The sequence below is a fragment of the Ferrovibrio sp. genome (assembly GCF_002796975.1).
In the GTDB taxonomy this organism is placed as follows: domain Bacteria; phylum Pseudomonadota; class Alphaproteobacteria; order Ferrovibrionales; family Ferrovibrionaceae; genus Ferrovibrio.
In genome coordinates this window covers 23,602-48,733 of the sequence record NZ_PEKV01000012.1, presented here as the reverse complement: position 1 = coordinate 48,733, position 25,132 = coordinate 23,602, and the positions used below count along the sequence as shown (strand labels likewise).

At 64.7% G+C, this 25,132-nt stretch carries 28 protein-coding genes and 1 other RNA gene; 8 read left to right on the top strand and 21 right to left on the bottom strand.

Annotated features, from left to right (window positions below; genetic code table 11):
- Positions 1–57: 57 nt before the first annotated feature.
- Positions 58–1,035 (bottom strand): NAD(P)-dependent oxidoreductase, encoded by a 978-nt coding sequence (locus CTR53_RS13565; RefSeq protein ID WP_290814271.1) that lies wholly within the window; start codon positions 1,033–1,035, stop codon positions 58–60.
- Between the two features lie 88 nt (positions 1,036–1,123).
- On the opposite strand from CTR53_RS13565, the gene CTR53_RS13560 reads away from it, so the two are divergent.
- The gene (locus tag CTR53_RS13560; protein WP_290814269.1) at positions 1,124–1,663 is read left to right on the top strand and encodes a TetR/AcrR family transcriptional regulator; all 540 of its coding nucleotides are present in this window, start codon (positions 1,124–1,126) and stop codon (positions 1,661–1,663) included.
- Between the two features lie 478 nt (positions 1,664–2,141).
- On the opposite strand, the gene CTR53_RS13555 is transcribed toward CTR53_RS13560, so the two are convergent.
- From CTR53_RS13555 to ssrA, 3 genes are all read right to left on the bottom strand, one after another.
- Complete coding sequence (locus CTR53_RS13555; protein ID WP_290814266.1) at positions 2,142–3,752, bottom strand: fumarate hydratase; 1,611 nt, start codon at positions 3,750–3,752, stop codon at positions 2,142–2,144.
- A gap of 61 nt (positions 3,753–3,813) precedes the next feature.
- Positions 3,814–4,335 carry an SspB family protein gene (locus CTR53_RS13550; RefSeq protein ID WP_290814264.1) on the bottom strand — a complete coding sequence of 174 codons (522 nt, stop codon included), beginning with the start codon at positions 4,333–4,335 and terminating at the stop codon, positions 3,814–3,816.
- A 135-nt stretch (positions 4,336–4,470) separates the two neighbouring features.
- Positions 4,471–4,800: a transfer-messenger RNA gene (gene ssrA / locus CTR53_RS13545) on the bottom strand.
- 109 nt (positions 4,801–4,909) lie between these two features.
- On the opposite strand from ssrA, the gene thyX reads away from it, so the two are divergent.
- On the top strand, positions 4,910–5,848 hold the full coding sequence (gene thyX / locus CTR53_RS13540; protein ID WP_290814262.1) for an FAD-dependent thymidylate synthase: 939 nt from the start codon (positions 4,910–4,912) through the stop codon (positions 5,846–5,848).
- A gap of 4 nt (positions 5,849–5,852) precedes the next feature.
- On the opposite strand, the gene CTR53_RS13535 is transcribed toward thyX, so the two are convergent.
- Positions 5,853–7,058 carry a multidrug effflux MFS transporter gene (locus CTR53_RS13535; RefSeq protein WP_290814260.1) on the bottom strand — a complete coding sequence of 402 codons (1,206 nt, stop codon included), beginning with the start codon at positions 7,056–7,058 and terminating at the stop codon, positions 5,853–5,855.
- Between the two features lie 224 nt (positions 7,059–7,282).
- On the opposite strand from CTR53_RS13535, the gene CTR53_RS13530 reads away from it, so the two are divergent.
- The 5 genes from CTR53_RS13530 (at position 7,283) to ftsY (ending at position 11,435) form a co-directional block, all read left to right on the top strand.
- Positions 7,283–7,780: a response regulator gene (locus tag CTR53_RS13530; protein ID WP_290814258.1), complete on the top strand. Its 498-nt coding sequence runs from the start codon at positions 7,283–7,285 to the stop codon at positions 7,778–7,780.
- A 17-nt stretch (positions 7,781–7,797) separates the two neighbouring features.
- Entirely contained in the window at positions 7,798–8,307 is a 510-nt protein-coding gene (locus CTR53_RS13525) for an Hpt domain-containing protein (protein ID WP_290814256.1), read from the top strand.
- An 82-nt stretch (positions 8,308–8,389) separates the two neighbouring features.
- Complete coding sequence (gene dapF, locus CTR53_RS13520) at positions 8,390–9,244, top strand: diaminopimelate epimerase (protein WP_290814253.1); 855 nt, start codon at positions 8,390–8,392, stop codon at positions 9,242–9,244.
- Positions 9,244–10,506, top strand: a complete 1,263-nt coding sequence (mtaB, locus tag CTR53_RS13515; RefSeq protein ID WP_290814251.1) for a tRNA (N(6)-L-threonylcarbamoyladenosine(37)-C(2))-methylthiotransferase MtaB — start codon at positions 9,244–9,246, stop codon at positions 10,504–10,506. The genes dapF and mtaB overlap by 1 nt, the downstream gene beginning before the upstream one ends.
- A complete protein-coding gene (gene ftsY / locus CTR53_RS13510; RefSeq protein ID WP_290814249.1) occupies positions 10,503–11,435 on the top strand; it encodes a signal recognition particle-docking protein FtsY in 933 nt (310 codons plus the stop codon). The genes mtaB and ftsY overlap by 4 nt, the downstream gene beginning before the upstream one ends.
- Here ftsY and CTR53_RS13505 read toward each other — a convergent pair.
- Positions 11,429–11,965 carry an NUDIX hydrolase gene (locus CTR53_RS13505; protein WP_290814247.1) on the bottom strand — a complete coding sequence of 179 codons (537 nt, stop codon included), beginning with the start codon at positions 11,963–11,965 and terminating at the stop codon, positions 11,429–11,431. The two genes, ftsY and CTR53_RS13505, sit on opposite strands and share 7 nt — an antisense overlap.
- Positions 11,966–12,145: 180 nt before the next feature.
- Here CTR53_RS13505 and CTR53_RS13500 point away from each other — a divergent pair, with 180 nt between their 5' ends.
- Positions 12,146–12,628 (top strand): MarR family winged helix-turn-helix transcriptional regulator, encoded by a 483-nt coding sequence (locus CTR53_RS13500; protein WP_290814245.1) that lies wholly within the window; start codon positions 12,146–12,148, stop codon positions 12,626–12,628.
- Positions 12,629–12,652: 24 nt separating this feature from the next.
- Here the strand turns inward: CTR53_RS13500 and CTR53_RS13495 are convergent, their stop codons facing one another.
- From CTR53_RS13495 to CTR53_RS13425, 15 genes are all read right to left on the bottom strand, one after another.
- Positions 12,653–13,960, bottom strand: coding sequence for an FAD-dependent oxidoreductase (locus tag CTR53_RS13495; protein WP_290814243.1), 1,308 nt, complete (start codon positions 13,958–13,960; stop codon positions 12,653–12,655).
- A 10-nt stretch (positions 13,961–13,970) separates the two neighbouring features.
- Positions 13,971–14,765, bottom strand: a complete 795-nt coding sequence (locus CTR53_RS13490) for an ABC transporter permease (protein ID WP_290814240.1) — start codon at positions 14,763–14,765, stop codon at positions 13,971–13,973.
- Positions 14,758–15,468: an ABC transporter ATP-binding protein gene (locus CTR53_RS13485; protein WP_290814237.1), complete on the bottom strand. Its 711-nt coding sequence runs from the start codon at positions 15,466–15,468 to the stop codon at positions 14,758–14,760. Before CTR53_RS13485 ends, CTR53_RS13490 begins: the two co-directional genes overlap by 8 nt.
- Before the next feature lie 28 nt (positions 15,469–15,496).
- Positions 15,497–16,534: an ABC transporter substrate-binding protein gene (locus CTR53_RS13480; RefSeq protein WP_290814234.1), complete on the bottom strand. Its 1,038-nt coding sequence runs from the start codon at positions 16,532–16,534 to the stop codon at positions 15,497–15,499.
- Between the two features lie 109 nt (positions 16,535–16,643).
- On the bottom strand, positions 16,644–16,931 hold the full coding sequence (locus CTR53_RS13475; protein ID WP_290814231.1) for a hypothetical protein: 288 nt from the start codon (positions 16,929–16,931) through the stop codon (positions 16,644–16,646).
- A 119-nt stretch (positions 16,932–17,050) separates the two neighbouring features.
- Positions 17,051–18,448, bottom strand: a complete 1,398-nt coding sequence (gene ccmI / locus CTR53_RS13470; protein WP_290814228.1) for a c-type cytochrome biogenesis protein CcmI — start codon at positions 18,446–18,448, stop codon at positions 17,051–17,053.
- Positions 18,445–18,897 (bottom strand): cytochrome c-type biogenesis protein, encoded by a 453-nt coding sequence (locus CTR53_RS13465; protein ID WP_367158977.1) that lies wholly within the window; start codon positions 18,895–18,897, stop codon positions 18,445–18,447. Before CTR53_RS13465 ends, ccmI begins: the two co-directional genes overlap by 4 nt.
- Positions 18,898–18,908: 11 nt before the next feature.
- Positions 18,909–19,463 (bottom strand): DsbE family thiol:disulfide interchange protein, encoded by a 555-nt coding sequence (locus tag CTR53_RS13460; protein WP_290814223.1) that lies wholly within the window; start codon positions 19,461–19,463, stop codon positions 18,909–18,911.
- A 3-nt stretch (positions 19,464–19,466) separates the two neighbouring features.
- On the bottom strand, positions 19,467–21,446 hold the full coding sequence (locus CTR53_RS13455) for a heme lyase CcmF/NrfE family subunit (RefSeq protein ID WP_290814219.1): 1,980 nt from the start codon (positions 21,444–21,446) through the stop codon (positions 19,467–19,469).
- Positions 21,443–21,910: a cytochrome c maturation protein CcmE gene (gene ccmE / locus CTR53_RS13450; protein ID WP_290814215.1), complete on the bottom strand. Its 468-nt coding sequence runs from the start codon at positions 21,908–21,910 to the stop codon at positions 21,443–21,445. The genes CTR53_RS13455 and ccmE overlap by 4 nt, the downstream gene beginning before the upstream one ends.
- Positions 21,907–22,107: a heme exporter protein CcmD gene (gene ccmD / locus CTR53_RS13445; protein WP_290814212.1), complete on the bottom strand. Its 201-nt coding sequence runs from the start codon at positions 22,105–22,107 to the stop codon at positions 21,907–21,909. The genes ccmE and ccmD overlap by 4 nt, the downstream gene beginning before the upstream one ends.
- Before the next feature lie 72 nt (positions 22,108–22,179).
- A complete protein-coding gene (locus CTR53_RS13440) occupies positions 22,180–22,911 on the bottom strand; it encodes a heme ABC transporter permease (RefSeq protein WP_290815197.1) in 732 nt (243 codons plus the stop codon).
- Between the two features lie 26 nt (positions 22,912–22,937).
- The gene (gene ccmB / locus CTR53_RS13435) at positions 22,938–23,603 is read right to left on the bottom strand and encodes a heme exporter protein CcmB (RefSeq protein ID WP_290814210.1); all 666 of its coding nucleotides are present in this window, start codon (positions 23,601–23,603) and stop codon (positions 22,938–22,940) included.
- A complete protein-coding gene (gene ccmA, locus CTR53_RS13430) occupies positions 23,600–24,232 on the bottom strand; it encodes a heme ABC exporter ATP-binding protein CcmA (protein ID WP_290814207.1) in 633 nt (210 codons plus the stop codon). The genes ccmB and ccmA overlap by 4 nt, the downstream gene beginning before the upstream one ends.
- 30 nt (positions 24,233–24,262) lie before the next feature.
- The coding region (locus tag CTR53_RS13425) for a phenylacetate--CoA ligase family protein (protein ID WP_290814204.1) at positions 24,263–25,132 on the bottom strand (870 nt) is incomplete at its 5' end.

Here is a 25,132-nt window from a genome sequence, read left to right as displayed (position 1 = left end):
CCTCACATGAGACGCTATCCTCCCGGCCGCGCCACACGCCTTAGCAGCCGCGCATCCTCAGGCGCCCTGCATAGCCCTGAGTCCCTGTTCCGGCGACACCTCGGGCTGATAGCCCAGGTCGCGCTGCGCCTTACCGATGTCCAGCGTGAAGGGCTCACCAATGAGACGCAGCATCTGGCGCGTGATCGGCGGTTCGCCCTGGCGCGAAAATGTGCGCCAAACCCATTCCATCACGCTGGCCATGACCCAGGCCACCGGCAGCGGCGCCGAAGCGCGCGGCGGTTCGATGCCGCGCGTCCGCAGCAAGGCGGAGATCAGCCCCTTGAGCGTAGTGTCGGTTCCGTCGCTGACGAAATAGGCTTCGCCGCCACGACCTTTCTCGATGGCGAGTTCGAGCGCATGGCAGACATTGTCGACATGCGCCGTGGACATGGCCTGCGACCCGCTGTCTACCCAGCGGAACTGGCCCGCTTTCACCGTCTCGATCATGTGGTCCAGAGTCGGCATGCCGGCCCCCCAGATCATCGGCGGGCGTACGACAACGGTTTCGAACACACCGTCACGGTTGGCTGCGAGCACGAGCGCTTCGCTGCGCGCCTTGGACGCGCTGTACGGTGCCCATGAGCGCTCCTGGCGCGGCAGCGACTCGTCGGCGCGCAGCATCGGCGTCATATCGCCCATCACCACCGCAGCCGCACCCAGTTGCACGAAACGGCGGACGGACGCATTCGCCGCCGCCTGCAGCAGATTGGCCGTGCCGTCGACGTTGGATCGCTCAAACTCGGCAGGGTCGCCCCACAGCTTAAAGTACGCCGCCACGTGGATCACCACGTCACAGCCGCGAACCGCGTGCGCCAACGAGGCGACGTCGTTCAGCGACCCGCGCACCGGCTTGGCTCCCCTTTTTTGCACGATTCGGATGGCGTCGTCGCTACGGGCCAGTGCCCGGACCTGATAGCCTTTGGCAACGAGCCGTTCGATGAGCCGGCCGCCAACGAAACCAGAGCCACCCGTGACCAGGAATGTAGAAGTCATGAAACGTCTCCTATATCAGAGATATACGTTTTATATATCATTGATATAGTGAAGTCAAATGCCGTGCGCGAGAATGCCGAGGACGACGATGGATACCGAAACCGTGATTTTGGACGCAGCTTCAGCCCTGCTTGAGGCACAAGGGCCGGAGGGCCTGACGACCCGTGCCGTGTGCGAGGCTGCGGGCATCAAGTCGCCGACGCTCTACCACCATTTTGGCGACAAGGATGGACTGGAACGCGCCCTGATCCGGCATGGACTGGCCGATTTCATGCGACGCAAGCAGCGGGCCCCGGCTTCGGCCGATCCGCTGGACCAGCTCCGTGACGGCTGGGACGTCGCAGTCGAGTTTGCGCTCAAGCGTCCAGCGCTTCACGCGCTTCTCTCGCATCACGTCCTCGCGCGCCCCGAAGTGCTCGCCGATTCTTACGCGCTGATGCACGCCCGCGTTCAGCGGCTGGTGGATATGGGCCGCTTCCGGGCGCCGGTGGATGCTGCGGCACTTGCCGTGTGGGCAGCATCTCAAGGCGTGGTTTCGCTGTTGCATCGCGGTGTATCGCGAAAGGAGGTCGTCGCAGTCAGCGGCCTGCTGTTCGATGCTGTGGTCGAAAAACTGTCGCAACGCTAACCGTCTCTCGCGCGACGACAGGATGCGCCGCGACCGGGCCTCTCCCTCACCACTGCGGGGGCGAGGGCTTTCCTTGCGATCCGCCCGATTATCTGCTAATATTCCTATATTAAGAACATTTGTTCGCACACACGGGTAAGCGTACGAATGACTCTGAACGGCAAAGGCCGTCGCTGTTGGACAACGTGGCTCGGGAAATCAATGACTTGGCACGGACTGCCAAGGGTTTATGCGGGATATAACAGGACGAAACGGGCTGAAACGGGACGGAACTGGCCCTGAATGGGACGTAACAGACTCCCGAATGGGACGGAACGGGCAGTTAAAGCACCCTCACCCCAACCCTCTCCCGCAAGCGGGAGAGGGAGAAAAGCAAAAAGCCTCTCCGAAAAATCAGAGAGGCTTCTGCGTCCCCTCGCCCACGCAGTGGGAGAGGGAGGGACCCGCCGCGAAGCGGTGGGAGGGTGAGGGTCTTTCGTTACGCCAGATTGGCGAAGAAATCGTTGCCCTTGTCGTCGACGATGATGAAGGCGGGGAAGTTTTCCACCTCGATCTTCCACACCGCTTCCATGCCGAGTTCGGGATATTCGTGCTGCTCGACATGCTTGATGCAGTTCTTGGCCAGGATCGCGGCCGGACCGCCGATCGAGCCGAGATAGAAGCCGCCGAATTTCTTGCAGGCTTCGGTCACCTGCTTCGAGCGGTTGCCCTTGGCGAGGCTGATGAAGCCGCCGCCGTTTTCCATCAGCGTGCCGACGTAAGAATCCATGCGCCCGGCCGTGGTCGGGCCGAACGAACCCGAAGCCATGCCGTCCGGCGTCTTGGCCGGGCCGGCATAATAGATCATGTGGTTCTTCACATAGTCGGGCAACCCCTCGCCGCGCTCGATGCGTTCGGCGAATTTGGCATGCGCCAGATCGCGCGCCACAATGAGAGTCCCTGTCAGAGAAAGGCGCGTCTTGACCGGATATTTCGACAGCTCGGCGCGGATCTCGCTCATCGGCTTGTTGAGGTCGATCTTGACCACCTCGGTCGACAGCTTGTCTTCATGTTCGGGCAGATACTGCGCCGGGTTGGTCTCAAGCTGTTCGAGATAGATGCCGTCGCGGGTGATCTTGCCCAGCGCCTGACGGTCGGCCGAGCAGGATACCGCCATGCCAATCGGCACGGAGGCGCCATGGCGCGGCATGCGGATGACGCGTACGTCGTGGCAGAAATACTTGCCGCCGAACTGCGCGCCGATGCCGTTGGCGCGGGTCAGTTCGAGAATCTTCTGCTCGAATTCGACATCGCGGAAAGCATGGCCGGTGTCGCTGCCCCCGGTCGGCAGGTTGTCGAGATAGCGGGCCGAGGCCAGCTTGGCGGTCTTGAGATTCAGTTCAGCGGAAAGCCCGCCGATCACGATGGCGAGGTGGTATGGCGGGCAGGCCGCGGTGCCCAGCGTCTTGATCTGGGTGTCGAGGAATTTGATCAGATTGTCGCCGCGCAGCACCGCCGGCGTCTGCTGGAACAGATAGGTCTTGTTGGCCGAACCGCCACCCTTGGCCATGAACAGGAATTTGTAGGCGTCGCCTTCGGTGGCATAGAGCTCGATCTGCGCCGGCAGGTTCGTGCCAGTGTTCTTTTCCTCGAACATGGTCAGCGGCGCGAGCTGCGAATAGCGCAGGCTGGTTTCGGTATAGGTGCGGTAGACGCCCTTCGAGATCGCCGCCTCGTCGCTGCCCGAGGTCCAGACATACTGGCCCTTCTTGCCGATCACGATGGCGGTGCCGGTATCCTGACACGACGGCAGCACCATGCCGGCGGAGATATTGGCGTTCTTCAGCAGCTCGAGCGCGACGAAATGATCGTTCGGCGACGCGTCCTTGTCGGCCAGGATGGCGCGCAGCTGGGCCAGATGGCCGGGACGGAACAGATGCGCGATGTCGCGCATGGCGTTGAAGGTGAGATCGCTCAAGGCCTGGTCGCTGACCTGCAATATCTCTTTACCGGCCGCCGTGATGACGTCGACGCCGTCGCTGGAAATCTTGCGATAGGGTGTGGTGTCGGGACCGAGCGGAAGCAGGTCCTCGTAGCGGAACTCGGGCATTGTCGTCTCCGGGGCTGGTACGCGGCTCCTTGAGCGGGAGCCGGAAAAGAAAGGCGGTGGTCTAGGTTTTCTTCTTGCGGAAGGCGTCCAGCGCGACCACGTCGCCGGTCTTGCGCTCGGCCGCCTCGTCAGTGGCGGGCGCGTCGGCGGCATCCTCGGTCTTGCCGGGCTGCTCCGCGTTGCCGATCGGCGCCGGCGTCGCCATCGACGGGCGGGTCTCGGCATTCGGCGTGACGCGGAACTGCAGCCCGAACTGCACGCTGGGATCGGCAAACGCGGTGATCGCCGCATAGGGGATCACCAGGCGTTCGGGCACCTTGTTGAAGCTGAGCGTGACCTGGAACCAGTCCTCATGCGCTTCCAGTCCCCAATACTGGTGCTGCAGCACGATGGTCATCTCTTCCGCGTAGCGCTCATACAGATATTCCGGCAGTTCGACGCCGGGCTGGTCGGTGCGGAACGTGATGTAGAAATGGTGGTTGCCAGGCAGGCCGAACTCCGCGACGCGCTTCAGCGCCTCGCGCACCGCGCCACGCAGCGCGGTTTCCACCAGGAGGTTGTAGTCGAGCAGCTTGCCGGCCATGACTGATCTTCTCGGAAACTCGATTGCGCCATTTTACCCCGCTGTTCCAGGGGGTTCAATTCCAAGCCGGGCCGTCGCCGTGGTCATCCACAGCTAATGTCCCCATCCTTGTCGGAAAATGGGCGCCTGGAGGAAAGTGGGGGGCTTCTGTTGCCCGGCGCCCCCCGAGCCGCGCTTACCTGTTAGGCAGCGAGTGCAACGCGATTGTCGTTGGCACTTAGAGGTTGACCCGATAACGGCGGTATCATGCCGGGCAAAAACCGTGTTTTTACTGCGCACGTCGAGCCTGATTCGCCCCCAGCATCAACCCAGAGTAAGCCCCGCTTTGGCGGGTGGTCTGGGCTCATGGTGGAGGCGCCGGGTACTGCCCCCGGGTCCGTAACGCCTATTCCGCACGGCGTTTATCGCCATAGTCGGTTACCCGACAGGGGTAATTTAGGGTGTCCGGAGGAGTTTTTGAAGGGCCCTGGCCGGATGGTCTTTCCGGGGCTTGGGCGGACTCGGGGTGCCGGTCTATAACCTCCTGCTTTCGCCCGGCGGCCCGAGTCGCCGGTATTGCCCGGAGATTTGCCGCATGACCATGACGCCGGAGCAGGCCGCCGAGATCGCCGCCCTGCGCAGCCAGAGCCAGACCACCCGCCGCGCCACCGTGCCGGCGCTGGAGGAAATCCTGTACGAGCCGCTCAACGTGCTCGACCATGGCTTTGTCCGTGTCATCGACTATATGGGCGACGACTCGGCCGTGGTGCAGGCGGCCCGCGTCTCCTACGGCCGCGGCACCAAGAAGGTCAGCGAGGATCGCGGCCTGATCAACTACCTGATGCGGCACCGGCATACCACGCCGTTCGAGATGTGCGAGATCAAGTATCACGTGAAGCTGCCGATCTTCGTGGCACGCCAGTGGATCCGCCATCGCACCGCCAATGTGAATGAATACTCGGCGCGCTATTCGATCCTCGACAACGAGTTCTACATCCCCGCGCCGGACCAGCTGGCGGCGCAGTCGAGCTCGAACCGCCAGGGCCGCGGCGATGTGCTGACCGGGCCGGAAGCCGCCCGCGTGCTCGACCTGCTGAAGCGCGACGCGATGCAGAGCTATGCATCCTATGAAGAGATGCTGAACGAGAAGCCGGACGGTTCGAAACGCGACGAGGGCCGCGAAGGCCTAGCGCGTGAACTGGCGCGCATGAACCTGACGGTCAACTTCTATACCCAGTGGTACTGGAAGACCGACCTGCTGAACCTGCTGCACTTCCTGTCCTTACGCGCCGACAGCCATGCGCAGTATGAAATCCGCGTCTATGCCGAAGCCATGCTGGATACGGTGAAGCGCTGGGTGCCGGCCTGCTACGACGCCTTCCGCGAATACCGTATCGGCGGCGCGGCGCTCTCGGCCACGGCGATCAAGGCGGTACGCCGCATGCTGGCGGGCGAGCAGGTCGAGCAGGCCAATTCGGGCCTGAGCGCGCGCGAATGGCGCGAACTGATGGCGGTGCTGAAGCCCGAAGCCTGAGCAGTCAGCCGGCTTTGATCGCCGGCGCGGCGACATTGCGGTTGAACCACCACACCACGGCGCCGAACAGCGCGGTGCAGGCAAAGGCGAAGCCGAGCGAAAAAGCGTCGCCGGCCGGGGACAGGGCATTCACCGCCGATCCCATGATGCCGCCCATGGTCTGCAGAAAACCCGACAGCGCCGCACCGGCGCCGATCGCGGCAGGGTGGACGCCGACCGCCGCCACCACAGAATTGGGCAGCGCCAGCCCCATGCCGACGGCCCAGAGTGTGCGCAGTACCACGATGGCGGTAATGCTGGGGCCGAAGACCTCGACCCACAGGGCGAGGCCGAGGGCGCCCACCACCATGCAGATCACGCCGAGATCCACCATGCGGCGCAGGCCAAGCCGCGCGCCGAGCCAGGACGACGCCACCGCACCGACGAAGAAGCCGGCGCTGCCGAAGGACATCAGCACGCCGAAGCTGACCGGATCGAGATCCATGCTGACGATCAGCACCGAAGGCGCCGCGGCGCTGAAGCCGTGCAGGCCGGCGAAAATCGCCATGTTGAGCAGGCCGAAGGTGAGGAAAATCCGGCTGCCCAGCAGGAAACCGTAGGCACGCAAGATGCCGGACAGCAGCGGGCCGCTGTTCAGCCCCGGCGTATAGGTTTCCGGCATGCGCTGCATCAGCACCAGCATGACGGTAAGTGTGATACCGCCGCTGATCCAGAAATTGGCGCGCCAGCCGATGTAATGCTCGATCAGGCCGCCGAGCAGCGGCGAAACGATCGGCGCAATCGCCATCGCGGCACTGATCACCGAGGTGGCGCGGGCGGCCTGGGCCCGTTCATAGGCGTCGTTGATGATGGCACGGCCGATGGCCATAGCGCTGGCGGCGCCCAGCCCCTGGGCGGCGCGGGCCCAGAGCAGACCGTGCAGGCTGTCGACCAGCGCGCAGGCGGAGGATCCGACCACCATCATCGCCAGCCCGCCCAGCAGCAGCGGCCGGCGGCCGTAGCGGTCGCTCAGGGGGCCGAACAGCAGCTGTCCGCCGGCGAAAGTGAGGAAATAGGCCGTCAGGGTGATGGGCAGAACCTCAGCCGGCGCAGAGAGTTGCGCGCCAATGGTGGGCAGCGACGGCAGATACATGGTGGCTGCCAGAATCCCGTTCGCATACAGGATGGTAATCAGCAGCAGCAGACCGGCCGGCGCGGGAGGTTTGGACATCGGGCCCAGGGATGGAGAATGGCAGGTAGAATAAAGGTCAAGCCAATCCCCTCACAGGTGACACGGATTGGTTGGCTTCACTGGATTGCCAGTATATATATGATCGCAAAAGTATTTCCACGATTCTAGCACAGCACGGTCAAGCGCGGGCAGGAGCCCGTGCAGTCAGAAAACGCTGACCTACCCGCGTATTCGGGTTGTGAGCAGAGGGGCGGTCGAAGGGGATGTCGGAAAAGATCGATTTCAGCCATGTCCGGTTTCTCGTCGTCGACACCAACCGGCTGATGTGCCAGCTGGTGAAGGACATCCTGATGATGCTTGGCTGCACGCAGGTGACCACTGCGCGCGACAGCGAGAAGGCGATCGCCAACCTGCGCGCCGGCGGCTATGACGTGCTGATCACGGAATGGAACCTCAAGCCGCGCTCGGGCCTTGAACTGCTCGACTGGATGCGCACCGACGGCGGTTCGCCCGACCGCATGATGCCGGTGATCATGCTGACGGCAAATTCCGAAGTCGAATACGTGATGGAATCGCGCGACAAGGGCGTCACCGAATTCCTCGCCAAGCCCTTCACGGCGGACGGCATGTATCGCCGCCTGGTGTCGGTGATCGCACGGCCGCGCGACTTTGTCAGCGTGAAAGGCTATTTCGGCCCTGATCGTCGGCGGCAGCAGATCCCCTTCGAAGGACCTGACCGTCGCCAGCAGAAGCCTGAGTAAGCCGCCAGGCACGCACAATGCGGAACAAACCCCAGTTCATCCCCAATCGCGGCGAGCTGAAACGCAAGGCGGTCAACTACAAGACCGGCATGGAGATCAAGCTCGACGAAGCCACGCTCAAGAAGATGGAGCAGCTGGTCGAGAATTCCTCTGCCGAGTTCCTGAGCGAGACGGTGGCAAGTCTGAAAGGCCTGCGCGAAGCGCTGGGCCGCGCCGCAACCGAACCCTCTGCGCGCAAAGAGGTACTGGACCATATCCGCGAGGAAGCTTTCCAGATCAAGGGCATGGGTGGCGTATTCGGCTACCCGCTGCTGACCGAGTTTTCCAAGTCGCTGCATGACTTCCTGAAAGAACTGGAAGACCTCGACGAGCTGCAGCAGGAAATCGTCTCGATCCATGTCGACACGCTCTATGTGGTGGTGTCGCATAAGATCAAAGGCTCGGGCGGCCCGCTGGAGGCGCAGTTGCGTGCCTCGCTGAAAGCCGCGGTCGACAAGGCTAAACCGGGCACCAAACCGGCTCAATAAGCACTGCCTCCGGGGCCCACTGGTTTTCCGGTCAGGCCGGCCTTATCTGGACTCCACCCCTTTCCAGCCCTATAACCCCCGCATGCATCCGACCGCCCCCCTGCCCTTCGTCAAAATGCACGGACTCGGCAACGATTTCGTGGTGCTGGACGCGCGCGCCCACAGCCTGCCGCTCGACCTGGCGGCCGTAAGACTGCTGGGCGACCGCAAGCGCGGCGTGGGTTTCGATCAGATGATCACCATCGAACGCTCGGACAAGGCGGATGCCTTCATGCGCATCCACAATGCCGATGGCGGCGAGGTGGAATCCTGCGGCAATGCCGCGCGCTGCGTCGCCACCCTGCTGATGCGCGAGAACGGCAAGGATGCCGTCAGCATCGACACGCTGGGCGGCTGGCTGAATGCCAAGGCTGGTGCCAGCGGTGTGATCACCGTGGATATGGGCGAGCCGCGTTTCGACTGGCAGGCGATCCCGCTGGCGCGCGAGATGAACACCATGAGCATGGCGTATAGCCATGGCGGTTACGACAAGCCGGGCGGCGTCAATGTCGGCAACCCGCATGTCGTGTTCTTCGTATCCAATGCCGAGGCTGTGCCGCTGGCCGAGATCGGCCCGCAGATCGAGCATGATCCGCTGTTCCCGCAGCGTATCAACGTGGAATTCGCACAGATCATCGACCGCAAGCAGATCCGCATGCGCGTCTGGGAACGCGGCGCCGGCATCACACGCGCCTGCGGCACCGGCGCATGCGCCACGCTGGTGGCGGCCGCCCGCCGCGACCTGAGCGAACGCAAGGCGCAGATCGTGCTGGATGGTGGCGTGCTGACCATCGAATGGGGCGCCGACAACCACATCTACATGACCGGCCCGGCCACCGAGGCTTTCCACGGCGAAATCCCGCCGAGTTTCTGGGCCGCCCTGCACGACGCCGCGTGATGCCGGCAACGCAAGCAACGCCCGGCGTCCTCAATTTCGGTTGCCGCCTGAACGCCTATGAAGGCGAGGCGATCCGCACCGCACTGGGCAAGCATGGCCGCGACGATATCGTGGTGGTGAATACCTGTGCCGTGACGGCGGAAGCCGAGAAGCAGGCGCGGCAGGCGATCCGCCGGCTGCGCCGCGAACGGCCCGATGCCCGCATCGTCGTCACCGGCTGCGCCGCGCAGGTCAATGCCGGCGCTTTCTCGGCGATGCCGGAAGTCGATCACGTGATCGGCAACCGCGAGAAGCTGAGCGAGAATCTGTGGCGGGATCTCGGCAACGACAGCAGCCGCGTCGTCGTCGGCGACATCCTGCTGGACGCACCGGCGGCTTTGCCTGCCGTCAGTCACTTCCCCGGCCGGCCGCGTGCCTATCTGGAAATCCAGCAGGGCTGCGACCATCGCTGCACTTTCTGCATCATTCCCTATGGCCGTGGCCCGAGCCGCTCGCTGCCACTCGGCGCGGTCGTCGAACAGGCCCGTGCATTGGTCGAACGCGGCTACCGCGAATTCGTGCTGACCGGTGTGGACATCACCTCCTACGGCCAAGACCTGCCGGGCCGGCCGACCTTGGGCAATGCGGTGCGCCGCCTGCTCGATCTGGTGCCTGGTCTGGAACGCCTGCGTTTCTCGTCGCTCGACCCGGCCGAGATCGACGACGACCTGCTGCGCCTGTATGCCGATGAGCCGCGCGTGATGCCGCATGCTCACTTGAGCCTGCAGGCCGGCGACGATCTGATCCTGAAGCGCATGAAGCGCCGCCATTCCCGTGCGCAGGCACTGGAGATGGCGCAGCGCCTGCAAAGCCTGCGTCCCGGCATCGCTCTGGGCGCCGACCTGATCGCCGGCTTCCCGACCGAGAGCGAGGCAGCCTTCGAGAACAGCCGCAGCCTGATCGACGAGGCAGGCCTCGCCTTCGTGCATGTCTTCCCCTATTCGCCGCGCCCCGGCACGCCGGCGGCGCGCATGCCGCAGTTGCCGGTCGAGCTGCGCAAGGCGCGTGCCGCCATTCTGCGTCAGACCGCCGATGCAGCGCTGGAACGATTCCTCAGCCTGCGTATTGGTGTGGAAGCCCAGATTCTGGTGGAGCAGGCAGGCATGGGGCGCGACGAGACCTATGCGCCGGTCGTACTGCCTGATCACATGACCAAGGGCAGCATCGTCGCTGCCCGCATCGCCGCGGTGCGCGATGGCAAACTCTGGCTGGATGCGGCATGAGCGAAGAGAAGAAGACTGGCTGGTTCGGTCGCCTGAAGGCCGGGCTGTCGCGCTCCGCCGGCCAGCTGGGCGAACAGATCGGTGCGCTGTTCACCAAGCGCAAACTGGATCGCGACGCCCTGGATGAACTGGAAGAGACGTTGATCGCCGCCGATCTTGGCGTCAGCACGGCCGGTAAGATCGTGCAGGCGATTGCCAAAGACAGCTTCGACAAGGACATTTCCGCCGAAGAGATCCGCGTGGCGTTGGCCGAGTGCGTCACGCCGCTGCTGCAGCCGGTGGAAAAGCCGCTGCTGCTGGAAGGCGCCAAGCCGCAGGTGATCCTGGTTGTGGGCGTCAACGGCGTCGGCAAGACCACGACCATCGGCAAGATCGCCAGCAAGCTGCGTGACGACGGCAAGCGCGTGATGCTGGCGGCCGGCGACACCTTCCGCGCTGCCGCCATCGAACAGCTGAAAGTCTGGGGCGAACGCGCCAGGGCGCCCGTGCTGGCGCGCGAAACCGGTGCCGATGCGGCCGGCCTGGCTTTCGATGCGCTGACCCAGGCGCAGGCAGACGGCATCGACGTGCTGATGATCGACACAGCCGGCCGGCTGCAGAACAAGGCCGACCTGATGCAGGAACTGGCCAAGATCGTGCGCGTGCTGAAAAAGCAGGTCCCCGATGCGCCGCATCACGTGTTGCTGGTGCTGGATGCCACCACCGGCCAGAACGCCATCAACCAGGTGCAGACCTTCAGGGAGATCTGCGCCGTCACCGGTCTGGTGATCACCAAACTGGATGGCACCGCGCGAGGCGGCGTGCTGGTGGCGATTGCCGACAGGTTCGGCCTGCCGGTGCATTACATCGGCGTCGGCGAACAGGCCGCCGACCTGCAGCCCTTCTCGGCGCAGGGTTTTGCCCGCGCGCTTGCTGGACTGGATCAGTAATTCCCGAATTCACCCGGCGGATTGGAAAAGGCCGGGAAGCCGTCGCGGCCGATCACGCTGCGATGCTGCTGCAGCGCCCAGTGCACCGACGGGAAGGCCAGATCGTCCCACGGAATCTCACCCCAGCCGAACAGCTTTGCCTCCAGCGATTCCGGACCGGCTGAAAAATCCGGACTGGCGAGCGTGGCGCGATAGATCAGTTGCACCTGACTGATGCGCGGAATGTTGTAGACCGCCAGCAGTGCATCGATCTGTATGTCGGCGCAGGCTTCTTCCTTCGCCTCGCGCATGGCACCGGCTTCCGAGGTTTCGCGCTCTTCCATATAGCCGGCCGGTATGGTCCAGAAGCCATGACGCGGCTCGATGGCGCGCCGGCAGAGCAGTATCCGGTCGCCCTGCGTGATCACTGCGCCGACCACGATCTTGGGATTGACGTAATGGATCCAGCCGCAGTCGCCGCAGACATGGCGCTCGCGGTTGTCGCCTTCGGGCACCTGTTTGGAAAAACGATAGTTTCTGGGGTTCTGCATAAGGCACCGATGCTTGCAGTCTCAAGTAACCGCCTATCTCGCGGCGTCGCGTAAAATATTGCCGCTTCCACTAGACGAATCCCATGCAAATGGCGTTTTATCAGTGGACTGAGAAGCGGGATCAATACCCGCCCAGTAAACAGGTAGGCAGTTAAAAAATATAAGAAACCGGGAGGTTCCATGTCGGGGGACAAGACCACCCACAACGGTACCGGGGATACCCTCGGCGTTTTCAGTTTGCAGGACGCTCCGGGGCATCTGTTACGTCGTTGCCAGCAGCTCGCCGTCGATCTTTATACGGCGGAAGTTGGCAGCAACGGACTGACGCCACGGCAATTCGCGCTACTGCTCGCCATCTTCCAGAAAAGCGGCATCAGCCAGGTGGACCTCGTCCGCCAGACTGGTATCGACCGCTCGACGGTGGCCGAGATGGTGGCGCGATTGATCAAACGCGGCCTGCTGATCCGTCAGCGCACCGAGAGTGATCGCCGTACCAACGCCCTGGCGGTGACGCCGGAAGGCGAACGGCAGTTGCGGGCGGCGCAGCCGGGCGTGGCGCGGGCACAGGATCGCATCCTGGATCCGATCCCGGCCGGCAAACGGGCGGAATTCATCACACTGCTGCGGCAGTTGGTGGATACGCTGGAAGCGCGACCGCAGTAATCGAGGTTTCGGCGGCGCGGTCCCTTAAGCCGGATCGCGCCGTTCGAGATTGTCATGCAGCCGCTGTTGCAGAGCGGCGACGTCGATCTGTGTCACCGAGCCGGCACCGGCGAGGTCGAGCGCCTGTGCGGCCGCCGCACCCATGGCGACACAGGGCCCCATCACGCGCACGGAACTGAGCGCCGCAGGATCGCCGTCGATGCAGCGGCCGGCCGCCACCAGATTGTCGGCACCGCGCGGCACCATGCTGCGGAATGGTACGTAATGCAGATGGTCGTCGCCGAATTCTTCCCAATGCACGTCTTCCGGCCGGTCATGCAGTTCGACCGGCCACGAACAGCGCAGGATGGCATCGGCAGGCTTCAGGCCCTGCCGCACCTCCTCAATCTGCAGGCTGTGACCGCCGACGATCCAGCGCGTCTGCCGGATGCCGAGGAAGCCGTATTGCCGCACCCGCGCATTCGCGAAGACGTCGGCATATTCCCCGCGCAGAAAAGCCACCACGCGATCAGCCTGCGCCCGCCCTTCCGCCTGCGCCTTGGCATAGCCGGCGGCATCGAGCGGCGTTTCCACATGCGTCATGTTGACGGTGGCCTGGCCCTTGCCGGGAAAAGCGAAGACAAAGCCGTCGCGTCGCACCAGTCCGTATTTGCCGCCGGCTTCGGCGAGCCGCGTCTGCATCGCCCAGCGGTCGAGTTTGAGCGCCGCGGCTTCGTCATAGCCTTCCAGCGTGAACATCAGCGTGCCCATGATCGGGCTGACCGGCTCGCGACAGTCGAAGCCGGCGAGATAGCTGAGCGCCGCGTCGCCCGAGGCATCGACGAAACCCTGCCCACGCAGTTCGACCGGACCGAAACGGGTGGCGAGACTGAGGCTGGTGATACGCCCGCCGTCGCGATGCACCTCCAATAAGGTGGCGCCGAGCAATGCTTCGATACCAGCCGCATGCACCGCCTGCTCGATCCAGCGCACCAGCACCTGCTCCTGATAGAGCGGGATGTAGCTGTTGCGGCCGCGGCGCAGATGGAAAGCATCTTCGCGCTTCAGATGCGCGAACATCGCGTCGACCATGCCGTAGACGACGCGATAGGGTTCCGGACCGTTGGAATAGAAGCCGCAGAAGGTGCCGAGCATCGAACCGGTGGATTGCCCGCCCAGTTGCTGGCCGGCATCGACCAGCACGACGCGGCGACCGAGTTTCGCCGCCTCCAGCGCCGCCGAAATGCCGCTGATGCCGGCCCCAACCACGACGATATCGGCCTCGACGACACGCGGCCCGGCATTGGCATTACGGACAATGCGGGTGGAAGGAATGGGATAGGCGTCGCTCATGCTGGAACTCCTAGCGCCAGCGCAGCACGATCTTCTCGGCGAAGCTGAGCAGCGCGCTGACACCGAGGCCCAGCAGGGAGAGCAGCACCACACCGGCAATCAGCTGGTCGATCTGCATCAGGTTGCCGGCGGCCAGCACAAAGGCACCGATGCCGGTATCCGCACCGATCATCTCGGCCGCCACCACCAGGATCAGCGCAATCGAACTGGAGATGCGGAAACCCGCAAGAATGCCGGGCATGGCGCCGGGCAGGATCACCTTGAAGACGATCAGGCGGGTACTAAGGCCGAAGCTCTGCGCCATGCGGATCAGGTTGCGCGGCACGTTGTCCACGGCGGAAAAGGCGCTGACCACGGTGGGGAAAAACACGCCCAGCGCAATGGTGGCGACCTTGGAGGGTTCGCCGATGCCGAACCACAGGATGAACAGCGGCAGCAGCGCGATCTTGGGGATCGGGAACAGCGCCGAGACGATCGGCAACCCGACCGAACGCGCCAGCACGAAAATACCCATCATGAAACCGAGGCTGACGCCGGCAATGCTGCCGAGGATCCAGCCTGAGACGATCCGCTTCAGCGAGGCGAGGATATGCGCCACCAGCTTGCCGTCGACCATCAGTGCATGCAGCGCCTGCGCCACTTCGCTCGGCGCCGGCATGAACAGGGCCGGCAGCCAGCGCAGTTGCGAGGCGATTTCCCAGCAGGCAATGATGACGATGAAGGCCAGCCAGGGCGCCCAGCGCCTGGTGCCGGGCACAAAACCGCCGCCGCGGAAAGCAATCGTATTTTTGGCGGTCTCAGACATGCTGCATCTCGCGATCCGCCACCTGCGCCTCGGCCTTGATCAGGCNNGGCACCGGAATCGAAACGATGCGCTTGACCCGGCCCGGCCGGCGCGACAGCACCACCACCTGATCGGCCAGCCGCACCGCCTCGCTCAGGTTATGCGTCACATAGACCGTCGTGGTGCGCTCGCGGGCCCAGATCGCCACCAGATCTTCCATCAGGAGTTCGCGGGTCTGCGCATCCAGCGCCGAGAGCGGCTCGTCCATCAGCATGACAGCGGGCTTCACGGCGATCGCGCGCGCAATGCCGACGCGTTGCCGCATCCCGCCGGACAACTGCTTAGGGAGCGCATCGGCGAAATCCGACAGACCGCAGAGCTTCAGCACTTCATCAATGCGGGCCTGCCGTTCAGCTCGGCCCAGCCGATGAGGTTCCAGCGCCAGCGCCACATTGCCGGCCACGCTGCGCCAGGGCAGCAGCGCGAAATCCTGGAACACGAAGGTAAGCGGGTTCAGGCAGCCGGGCGGCGGTGCGCCGATGGTCGCGATACGGCCCGACTGCTGCTGCAGCAGGCCGCCGATCAGGTTGAGCAGGGTGGACTTGCCGCAGCCCGACGGCCCGATCAGCGCCGCCGTCTCGCCTTGCCTGACCGAAAAGCCCACCCCGTCGAGGACCGGCAGGTCGCCATAGGCGTAGCCGACATCCTCCAGAACCACCTGCATGAACGCGACTCTCTACGCGGGCTTGAACTTACTTCTTCTTCGGCACGTCGAGATGGCCTTTGACGAAGCTGAGGTCGATGAAGTCTTCCGCCTTCACCGATTTGTCGACCAGACCCTGCGCCTGTCCCCAGGCCACCTGGTCGTAGATGTTCTTCACCAGCAGGCGACCCTGCGGGTCCATGTAGTTGGCGGCGATCTTGACGGTGTCGAGGCTCGGCTTCGGCTTCACCCACTTCTCCAGCGCCGGCATCAGCGCCAGCGCCTTCTCGCCGATCATGCGGTTGCCCTGGCTGTCCTTGGCCAGGAAGGCGGCAGCGTAATCCGCCAGACCCTTCTGATAGGCGCGCACGAAACGCGCCACCAGCGGACGCTTTTCCTTGACGATCTTGCTGGAGGCGAACAGCGCACCGAGCTGCCACAGCGTATGCTCATGCACCCAGCCGATGATCTTGCCGCTGCCGTCCGCTTCCAGCTTCAGCGCATTGTTGGCCGGCAGGATGGTGGCATCGACCTGGCCGCCGCTGAGCGCCGCCATCATGTTGGGGATCGACTGCACCGGCTTCATCTGCACGGAGTCGAGCTTGAAATGATACTTATCGGCCAGCATGCCGAGATTGTAGTGGAAGCTGGAACCGACCGTGGTGATCGCCACGCTCTTGCCGGCGAAATCCTTCGGCGAACGGAAGCCGGCGTCATAGGCCTTCTTGGAAGCCACGTAAGCCACGAAATTGTAGCCCGGCTCTTCGCGGCTCTGCGCCGCGATCACCTTCAGCGCGCCCTTACCGGCCAGGTTGAAGAAACCGCCGGTGAAAGCCGTGATGCCGAAATCGGCATCGCCGGAGGCGACCGCAACGGCCACCGCCTGCGCGGCGTTGAAGATCTTGATGTCGAGATCGATGCCTTCGGCGTCGAAATAGCCGCGTTCCTTGGCGATGAAGATCGGCGACGTGGAAATGAACGGCAGCGCCGAGATCGTCACTTTCTCCTTGGGCTGCGCGAATGCGAGACCCGGCACCAGGAGCAACAGAGCAAAAAGGACAGCGAGACGCGGAGCGCGCTTCAACATGACGTTTCCCCAATAGTTTGTATGCAGTTGCCGGCCAAGCTAAAGGCCATGGCCGCTGGCGTCAATCAGACGCACCTGCGATCGGGAAATCGTCCAGAATACGGAAAGTTTATACGAGGATATTGACGTGTTGGCCCAGCAGGCCGCCGCGGGTCGGGATCGGACGCGACTGGCTCTGCGCCGGTGCGGGGGCGGCGGAACGTTGTTCCGCCGCAACCTGAATGCTGTTGCCGATACTGCCGAGCTGGGCGGCGAAGCTGGTCTTCTGGGTCGGGGCCGTCTGCGTCGTGGCGCCGGTATTCTGCGCCGTCTGCGGTGCCCGTGCCGGCTGCGTGGGGCGGCTGCCCTGCAGCTGCGAAAGCGCCGAGAGGAGATTACTGCTGGGACCGACTGCCATGACCCTGCCCGTCAAACCGGAGGCCGGAATGGCCCCTCAACCCGGAGGCGATTACGCGCAGGAGTCTCTTAAACAGGTCTTAACGGCCAAGCCGGGTTGCCGGTTTTTAATGTGGGTAACTAGCGCGGCAGGCCGGCCAGCCGCTGGGTCAGTTCCTTGGCCTCCGCCGACTCGGGCGGCAGCTGGGCCAGCAGGCGGTTCCAGGCCGTCGCGGCCGCCGCGGTATTCCCCGACTCGTAGGCCGAGCGGCCGACGAACCACAGCGCCTGGGGATGGTCCGGGGCCTGGTCCAGTACCTTGCCGAATTCCACCGCCGCCTCGGCCGGCAGGGGATCGCGGCTGGTGACCGCAGTGCCGGCCAGATTGAAGGCCAGCGCCAGCCGGACATCGATCCGCTGTGGCGCCACGCCGACTGCCCGGCGCAACGCCTCGCGGGCGGCCTCCGCCTCGCCCAGTACCTCACGGGCGCGCGCCAGCCGCAGCCAGCCATCGGCGTCGTCCGGATTTTCCTGCAGCCGTTCGGCCAGCCGCTCGACCATGCTGCGCACCATGGCGTTGCGGTCTTCGGCAGACATCTGCTGCGCGGCGTCCATCTGCTCGCGGCTCGGGCCGGAAGCAGATGCGGGGGCAGTGTCGATGGCAGGTTTCGGTTCCGGCACAGCCTGGGCCAGTGCGATACCGAGCCGCGGCGCCAGTTCGCGCAGCCGGGCCTGCACGACGTCGAGCCAGGGCGCATCGGCCGGACTGTCGGCCGCCAGCGCATGCCAATCGTCATAGGCGCCGCGCGTATCGCCTTCCTGCAGGCGCGCAAGACCGAGATAGTAGCGTGCGCCGGGATGCTGCGGATCGCGCTCCAGCACGGTACGGAAATCGCGCTGCGCCTGTGGCGTCACCGATCCGTCGGCCGCCAATGTCTGCGCCTCGGCGCGGAGAGCGTATCCATCGGCCTCCTGTGGCCGCAGGGCGATGAAGCGATCCAGTGCCGGCACGGCTTCATCGGCGCGGTCGAGCGTCAGCAGCGAACGGCCGAGCAGCAACCAGCCATCGGCACGGTCGGGCTCGGCGGCCAGGCGCTCGCGTAGCTGCGCGATCATGCGTTCGGTTTCGGCATGCAGCTTCGCCTCCCGTGCGGCACGCTGCTGCAGCGCCGCCACATCGACCTGCGTGGCCTCGGGCCGGCCGATGGCAAGGTAAATACCGCCGCCCAGCATTGGCACCAGCAGCAGAATCGCAATTGCGCCGGTAACGACACTGCGCTGCGATGCAGTTGCCCCCCCGCCTTCGGCGGTGGCATCGGCACGCAACAGGCGGCGCTGGATCTCCAGTTTTGCCGCGCCAGCCTCGGCCTCGGTCAGGCTGCCCCGCGCGAGTTCCTCATCGATCTCGGCGAGTTGCGCGCGATAGACAGCGATGTCATGCGCCTTGCGGTCGGCCGCCTGGCGCTGCGCGCGCAGCAGCGGCCAGAGCAGGAAGCCCAGCGTGGCAAGTGCCAGAACGATGAAGCCGAGCCAGATCATTTTCCGGCCTCGTCATCGCGCAGCAGCGCATCGAGCCGGCGCTGTTCGTCAACATTGAGCGCAGCGGGGGGCGTCCCCTGCGCCCTTGCCTGCCGGCGATAGAGCATAAACACGATCCCGCCGCCCAGAATGAGCAACAGTGCCGGCCCGAGCCAGAGCAGCAGGGTCCGCGCATTGAAGCGCGGCTTCAGCAGCACCCATTCGCCATAGCGCTGCACCAGATAGTCCAGCACGGCCTTGTCGCTGTCGCCGGCGACGACGCGCTCGCGCACGATGTGACGCAGATCGCGCGCCAGCGGTGCATTCGAATCCTCGATCGACTGGTTCTGGCAGACCAGGCAGCGCAGTTCGCGCGACAACTCGCGGGCACGTGCCTCCTGCGCCGGGTCGGCCAGACGATCCTCCAGATGCTGCGCGGCGGCGGGCAGCGCAACGAAGAGGAACAGCACTGCGAGTATCCTTAGCATTTCACCTTGCTCGCGCGCCCGGCGGCGAGATCCTGCAGCAGCGGCCGAATCTTGGTGTCGAGATCATGCTGCATCAGCGGACCGACATGCTTGCAGACGATCTGGCCATTGCCATCGACCACGAAAGTTTCCGGCACGCCATAGACGCCCCAGTCGATACCGACGCGGCCGTTGCGGTCGGCGCCGGTGCGGGTGAAGGGATCGCCGAGCTGATTCAGCCATTTCACCACATCGGCGGGATCGTCCTTGTAGTTCAGGCCATGGATCGGCGCAAGATTGTCGCGCTTCAGCGCCATGATCAGCGGATGCTCGACGCGGCAGGGCACGCACCAGGAGGCAAACACATTCACCACGCTGGGCTGGCCGGTTTTCAGATCGGCAGTGCTGAGTCCGTGATCCCGTCCCTGCACTGGCGGCAGAGAGAATTCCGGCACCGGCTTGCCGATCAGGGCCGAGGGAATTTCGCGTGGGTTCAGCGTCAGGCCGATGGCAAGGCCGATACCGATCACCACGAACAGCGCAAGCGGAACGAGATAAGTCAGGCGCATGAATTACTCCGCCGCTGCGGCGGCGTCGCTACGCCGCCGCGCCGGTGCGCCGACGCGAAGACGACGATCTGACAGCGACAGGAAGCCACCCAGCGCCATGATCAGCGCGCCGAGCCAGATCCAGCTGACCAGCGGCTTCCAGTAGAGTCGCACGGCCCAGCCGCGATCTGCATCGCCCTCGCCCACCACGGCATAGAGATCGCCCAACAGCGATGGCCGGATGGCAGCCTCGGTGGTCTCCATCGGCGGCTGCTGATAGCGCCGCTGCGCCGGCTGCATTTCATGCATCACGTGGCCGTCCTCGAGAACTTCGAAACGTCCGCGCTGCGCGGTGTAGTTCGGCCCTTTGTATGGAGATACGCCAAGGAAGCGGTACTGCACCGGGCCGACCTGCACACTCTCACCAGGTCTCATCACCTGCTGCACTTCAACCTGCCAGGTTTGCGAAACGGTAATCCCCATCACCAGCAGCGCGACACCGAGATGTGCCACCGTCATGCCCCAGGCGGCGCGCGGCAGATGGCGGGCGCGCGACAGCGTCTCGGATACCGGCGCGGCGAACAGCTTGATACGCAGGCTGAGTTCGCAGAGCGCGCCGATGCCGAGCCAGGCAACCAGCCCTAAGCCCAGCAACGCCATGAAGCTGCGCCCGTCGATCAGCCAGAGGCCAATGGCGAGCGCGATCAGCAGGGCAATCGCGGCCGGCAGCAGGCGGCGCAAGGCGACCGAGAGATCGCCGCGCTTCCAGGCCAGCAGCGGACCTATCGCGACAGCGGCGATCAAAGGCGCGATCAGCGGTATGAATACGGCATTGAAATACTGCGGTCCGACCGAAACCTTGGAACCGTTGATGGCATCCAGCGCAATCGGATAGAGCGTACCGAGCAGTACGGCAGCGCAGGCGACCGCGAGCAGCAGGTTGTTCAGCACCAGCGCGCCCTCGCGGCTGAGCGGTGCAAACACCCCCACTCCCTGAAGAGCAGGCGCGCGGAAGGCATAGAGCACGAGACTGCCGCCGACCACCAGCACCAGAAACAGCAGGATGAATACGCCGCGCGTCGGATCGGTCGCGAAGGCATGTACCGAGTTGATCACGCCCGAGCGCACCAGAAATGTGCCAAGCAGGCTGAGCGAAAAGGTCAGGATGGCGAGCAGCACGGTCCAGCTTTTCAGCGTGTCGCGCTTTTCCACCACGACGGCGGAATGCAGCAGGGCCGTGCCGGCGAGCCAGGGCATGAAGGAGGCATTCTCGACCGGGTCCCAGAACCACCAGCCACCCCAGCCGAGTTCGTAGTAAGCCCACCAGGAGCCGAGCGCGATGCCGATGGTGAGGAAACACCAGGCTGCGAGTGTCCATGGCCGCACCCAGCGCGCCCAGGCCGGATCGACGCGGCCTTCGATCAGCGCGGCAACGGCGAAAGAAAACGCCACCGAGAAGCCGACATAGCCGAGATAGAGAAACGGCGGATGGAAGGCGAGGCCGGGATCCTGCAGCAGCGGATTGAGGCCATTGCCTTCCAATGGCGCCGGCAGCAGGCGATTGAACGGATTGGAGGTGAAGAGGATGAAGCTCAGGAAGCCGACGCCAATCAGACCCTGCACGCCCAGCACACGCGCCTTCAAGGTGGCTGGTAGGTTGCGGCCGAACAATGCTACGGCCGCGCCGAAAATCACCAGGATCAGGATCCAGAGCAGCAGCGAGCCTTCGTGATTGCCCCAAACACCGCTGACTTTGTAGAGCATCGGCTTCAGTGTGTGTGAATTCTCGGCCACATTCAGCACCGAGAAATCCGAAGTCACGTAAGCATAGGTCAGACACCCGAAGGCGAAAGCGACCAGCACGGCCTGGCCCAATGCGGCCTGCGGCGCGAGCGCGACCCAGCCCGGCATGCCGCGCGCCGCGCCCACCAGCGGCAGCACGCCCTGAACGATCGCGAGACAGAGCGCGAGGATCAGTGCGATATGGCCCAGTTCCGGGATCATGAACCGGGCTTCACCAGCTTGGCATGATCGCCGGCCTTTTCGTGCCACTGGCCGGACTTCTTCAACGCCTCGGCCACTTCGGGCGGCATGTAATTCTCATCATGCTTGGCCAGCACTTCAGTGGCGACAAACCGCCCCTGCGCATCCAGCCTGCCATTCGCGACCACGCCCTGCCCTTCGCGGAACAGGTCGGGCAGCATGCCGGTATAGCGCACCGGAATGCTGGCGCGCAGATCGGTGACGATGAAGTCGGTGTTCAGCCCGTCCTTCTTCACGCTGCCCTGCTCGACCAGACCGCCGAGGCGGAACAGCCGGCCCGCCGGTAACTGCTTCTCGGCGATATCGGACGGCGAGTGGAAGAAGACGAGATTGTCGTTGAAGGCGCTGAGCACCAGAGCCGCGGCGATGCCCAGCCCCCCGACCAGGCCGAGCACGGCCAACAGGCGTTTACGCTTGCGGGTCACGCGCCCACCTCGTTCCGGGGTCCGTCACGGCCAGCTTCGCGGCGCGCCTGGGCATGGTCACGCTCGGCAACCGTCAGCCCCCAGCGGCTCAGCAGCGCAAGGCCACACAGCACGATCAATGCAATGGCAAAGGCCGGCCAGATGAAGGCGGCATGGCCGCCCATGGCCAGGAAACCTGCGAGCGATGCCCAGTACACGCAATAACCCTTTGTTTCCCTTGGCCCCTATGGCCGCGGCAGGTGGAAAATATAACCTTCCCGGCGGCGCGGCTAGCCGGCGCGGCGATCGGTCGCGGCGGCAAAGCGCAGAATGCGGGCCTGCCGTTTGAGGATTTCCGCCCGCACCCGGACGGTCAGCAGCCATACATAGTAGCCCTTGGCGCCGATAGCCGTGATCAGCAGCGGCCAGAGGATGTCGGGGTGGATCTTCGGCCCTTCCAGCGTCAGCACGCTGGCCGGTTGGTGCATGGTGTTCCACCAGTCCACGGAAAACTTGATAATCGGCAGATTAATCGCGCCCACCAGCGCCAGAATGGCGGCGGCGCGACCGGCGCGCGCGGGATCGTCGAAGGCTTCCCACAGCGCGATATAGCCGAGATAGAGGAAGAACAGGATCAGCATCGAGGTGAGGCGTGCATCCCACACCCACCAGGCGCCCCACATCGGCTTGCCCCAGAGCGATCCGGTGATCAGACAAATCAGCGTGAAGGCCGCACCGGCCGGGGCGGAGGCCTTGGCAACCAGTTCAGCCACCGGATGCCGCCAGATCAGCGCCGTGGCCGAGGCCACCGCCATCGCGGCATAGATGAACATGCCCATCCAGGCGGCGGGCACGTGGATATACATGATGCGTACGGTTTCGCCCTGCTGGTAATCCGGCGGCGAATACAGCAGCCCCCAGGCCAGCCCGACGCCGAGGCCGAGTACGGCCACGCCCGCGGCCCAGGGGCGGATCGCCGCCATCAGGCGAAGGAAGCGGGCAGGATTGGCAAGGGCGTGCAGCATGGGCTGAGTATATAGGCCGCGGGTTATTCGAGAGCCAGTCTGACGGCGGCGGCAATGGCGAAGGGGCTGAGCGCCAGCGCACCGGCCAGGAAGGCGCCAAGCAACAGAAGATGCGGTCCGGCACTGAGACCATAAGCCGCAGCCTCCACGGCACCGACACCGAAGATGAGAACCGGTATCACTAGCGGAAGCGTCAGCAGCGGCACCAGCACCGCGCCGCGTTTGGCGCCCAGCGTGAGTGCCGCGCCGATCGCGCCGATCAGGCTCAAGGACGGCGTGCCGAGCAGCAGCGCGGCCAGCAGCACCGGGATCGCGTCGGCCTCCATCTGCAGCAGGATCGCCAGCAGCGGCGCGATCAGGCTGAGAGGCAACCCTGTCGTGAGCCAGTGCGCCAAGGTCTTGGCCAGCGCGACAAGGCCGAGCGGCAGCGGTGCCTGCGCCAGCAGGTCGAGCGTGCCGTCTTCCTGATCGGTCTGGAACAAACGGTCGAGCGACAGCATGGCCGCGAGCAATGCGGCTACCCAGATCACGCCGGCGGCGATGCGCGCGAGGATCTGCGGTTCAGGGCCGACACCGAGCGGAAACAGGCTGACTGCCAGCACGAAGAACAGCAGCGTGGTGAGCATGGCGCCCTGCGCACCGAAGCCCAGCCGCAGGTCGCGCGCGACGATGGCGAGGAAGGCGCTCATGTCAGCACGCCCTCAGGCAGGTCGAGCCGACGCGCGTCTTTCAGCGGCACATCGACATGGCTGGCCAGGATAATCATGCCGCCTTTGGCGCGATGCGCCGCCAGCAACTCGCCGAGCCACGCCACAGCAGCCGTGTCGAGCGCGTTGGTCGGCTCATCCAGCAGCCAGAGTGCGGCAGGTTTCAGCAGCAGGCGGGCCAGCGCCAGCCGGCGCTTCTGGCCGGCCGAGAGATAGCGGCCCGGCAGATCGCGCTGGCGCTGCAAACCGGCAGCCTCCAGCGCGGCGTCGACTTCCTTCACCGCAGCGACCGGATCGAGACCATAGAGCCGCGCCCAGAACAGCAGGTTGTCGCCGGTGCCGAGCTGCGACTTCACGGCATCCTGATGGCCGAGATACTGCAGCCGGTCGCGATGCACCTCGGCATCCTCCAGCGCCGGCACGCCGTCCCACAGCACGCGGCCAGCGGCCGGCGGCAGGAAGCCGGTGAGCAGACGCAGCAGGCTAGATTTGCCGCTGCCATTCGGGCCATGCAGCAACAGCGCCTCGCCAGGGGCAAGACGGAATGTCAGATCAGAGAAAAGCTGGCGCTCGCCGCGGATGCAGGCAAGCTGTTCGACCGCCAAAGCCATAGCGCGGCGGAGTGTAGCGGTTTGAAGGCCTTACTGGTAGGTCCGCAGATCGGCGATCACCTTGCCGTCATTCGGCAGGCTGCCCAGCGCCACGACCTCGACCTTGCCCCGCAGCTTGCAGACCGATTGCAGCGTCTCGGCGACAGCTGCGGCCATTGCCTTGGTGCTTTCGATCTTCAGCGTCATGGTATCGAGATTGTTTTCCGAACCGACTTCCAGCCGCGCCCTGGCGATCTCGGGGTGGCGCGCGACGATCTGGGCGATCTGGCCCGGCGTCACGAACATGCCCTTCACTTTCGTCGTCTGGTCGGCGCGCCCCATCCAACCCCTGATGCGGGTGTTGGTGCGGCCGCAGGGGCTGATGCCGGGCAGCACGGCAGACAGATCGCCGGTGGCGAAGCGGATCATCGGATAGACCGCATTGCCGGACAGCACGGTGACCACCACCTCGCCCACTTCGCCCGGCGTGACCGGATCGCCGGTGCCGGGGCGCACGATTTCGACGATCACGTCTTCGTCGAGAATCATGCCTTCCAGCGCCGTCGATTCATAGGCCACCAGGCCGAGATCGGCGGTGCCGTAGGATTGCAGCACGTCGACGCCGAGCGCTTTCAGTTCGGCGCGCAAAGACGGCGGCAGCGCCTCGGCCCCGACCAGGCCCTTCTTCAGCGACGCCGTCGGTTTGCCAAGTTCCCTACCCTTCTCCAAAAGGATTTTCAGGAAGGACGGCGTGCCGGTATAGACGCGCGGCTGCAGTTGCGCGATGGCATCGAGCTGCAATTCGGTATTGCCGGTGCCGGCCGGAAAAACCGGACAGCCGATGGCGTGCGCGGAGCCCTCGGTCAGGCGACCCGCGGGTGTCATGTGGTAGGAAAACGCATTATGCACCAGATCGCCCGG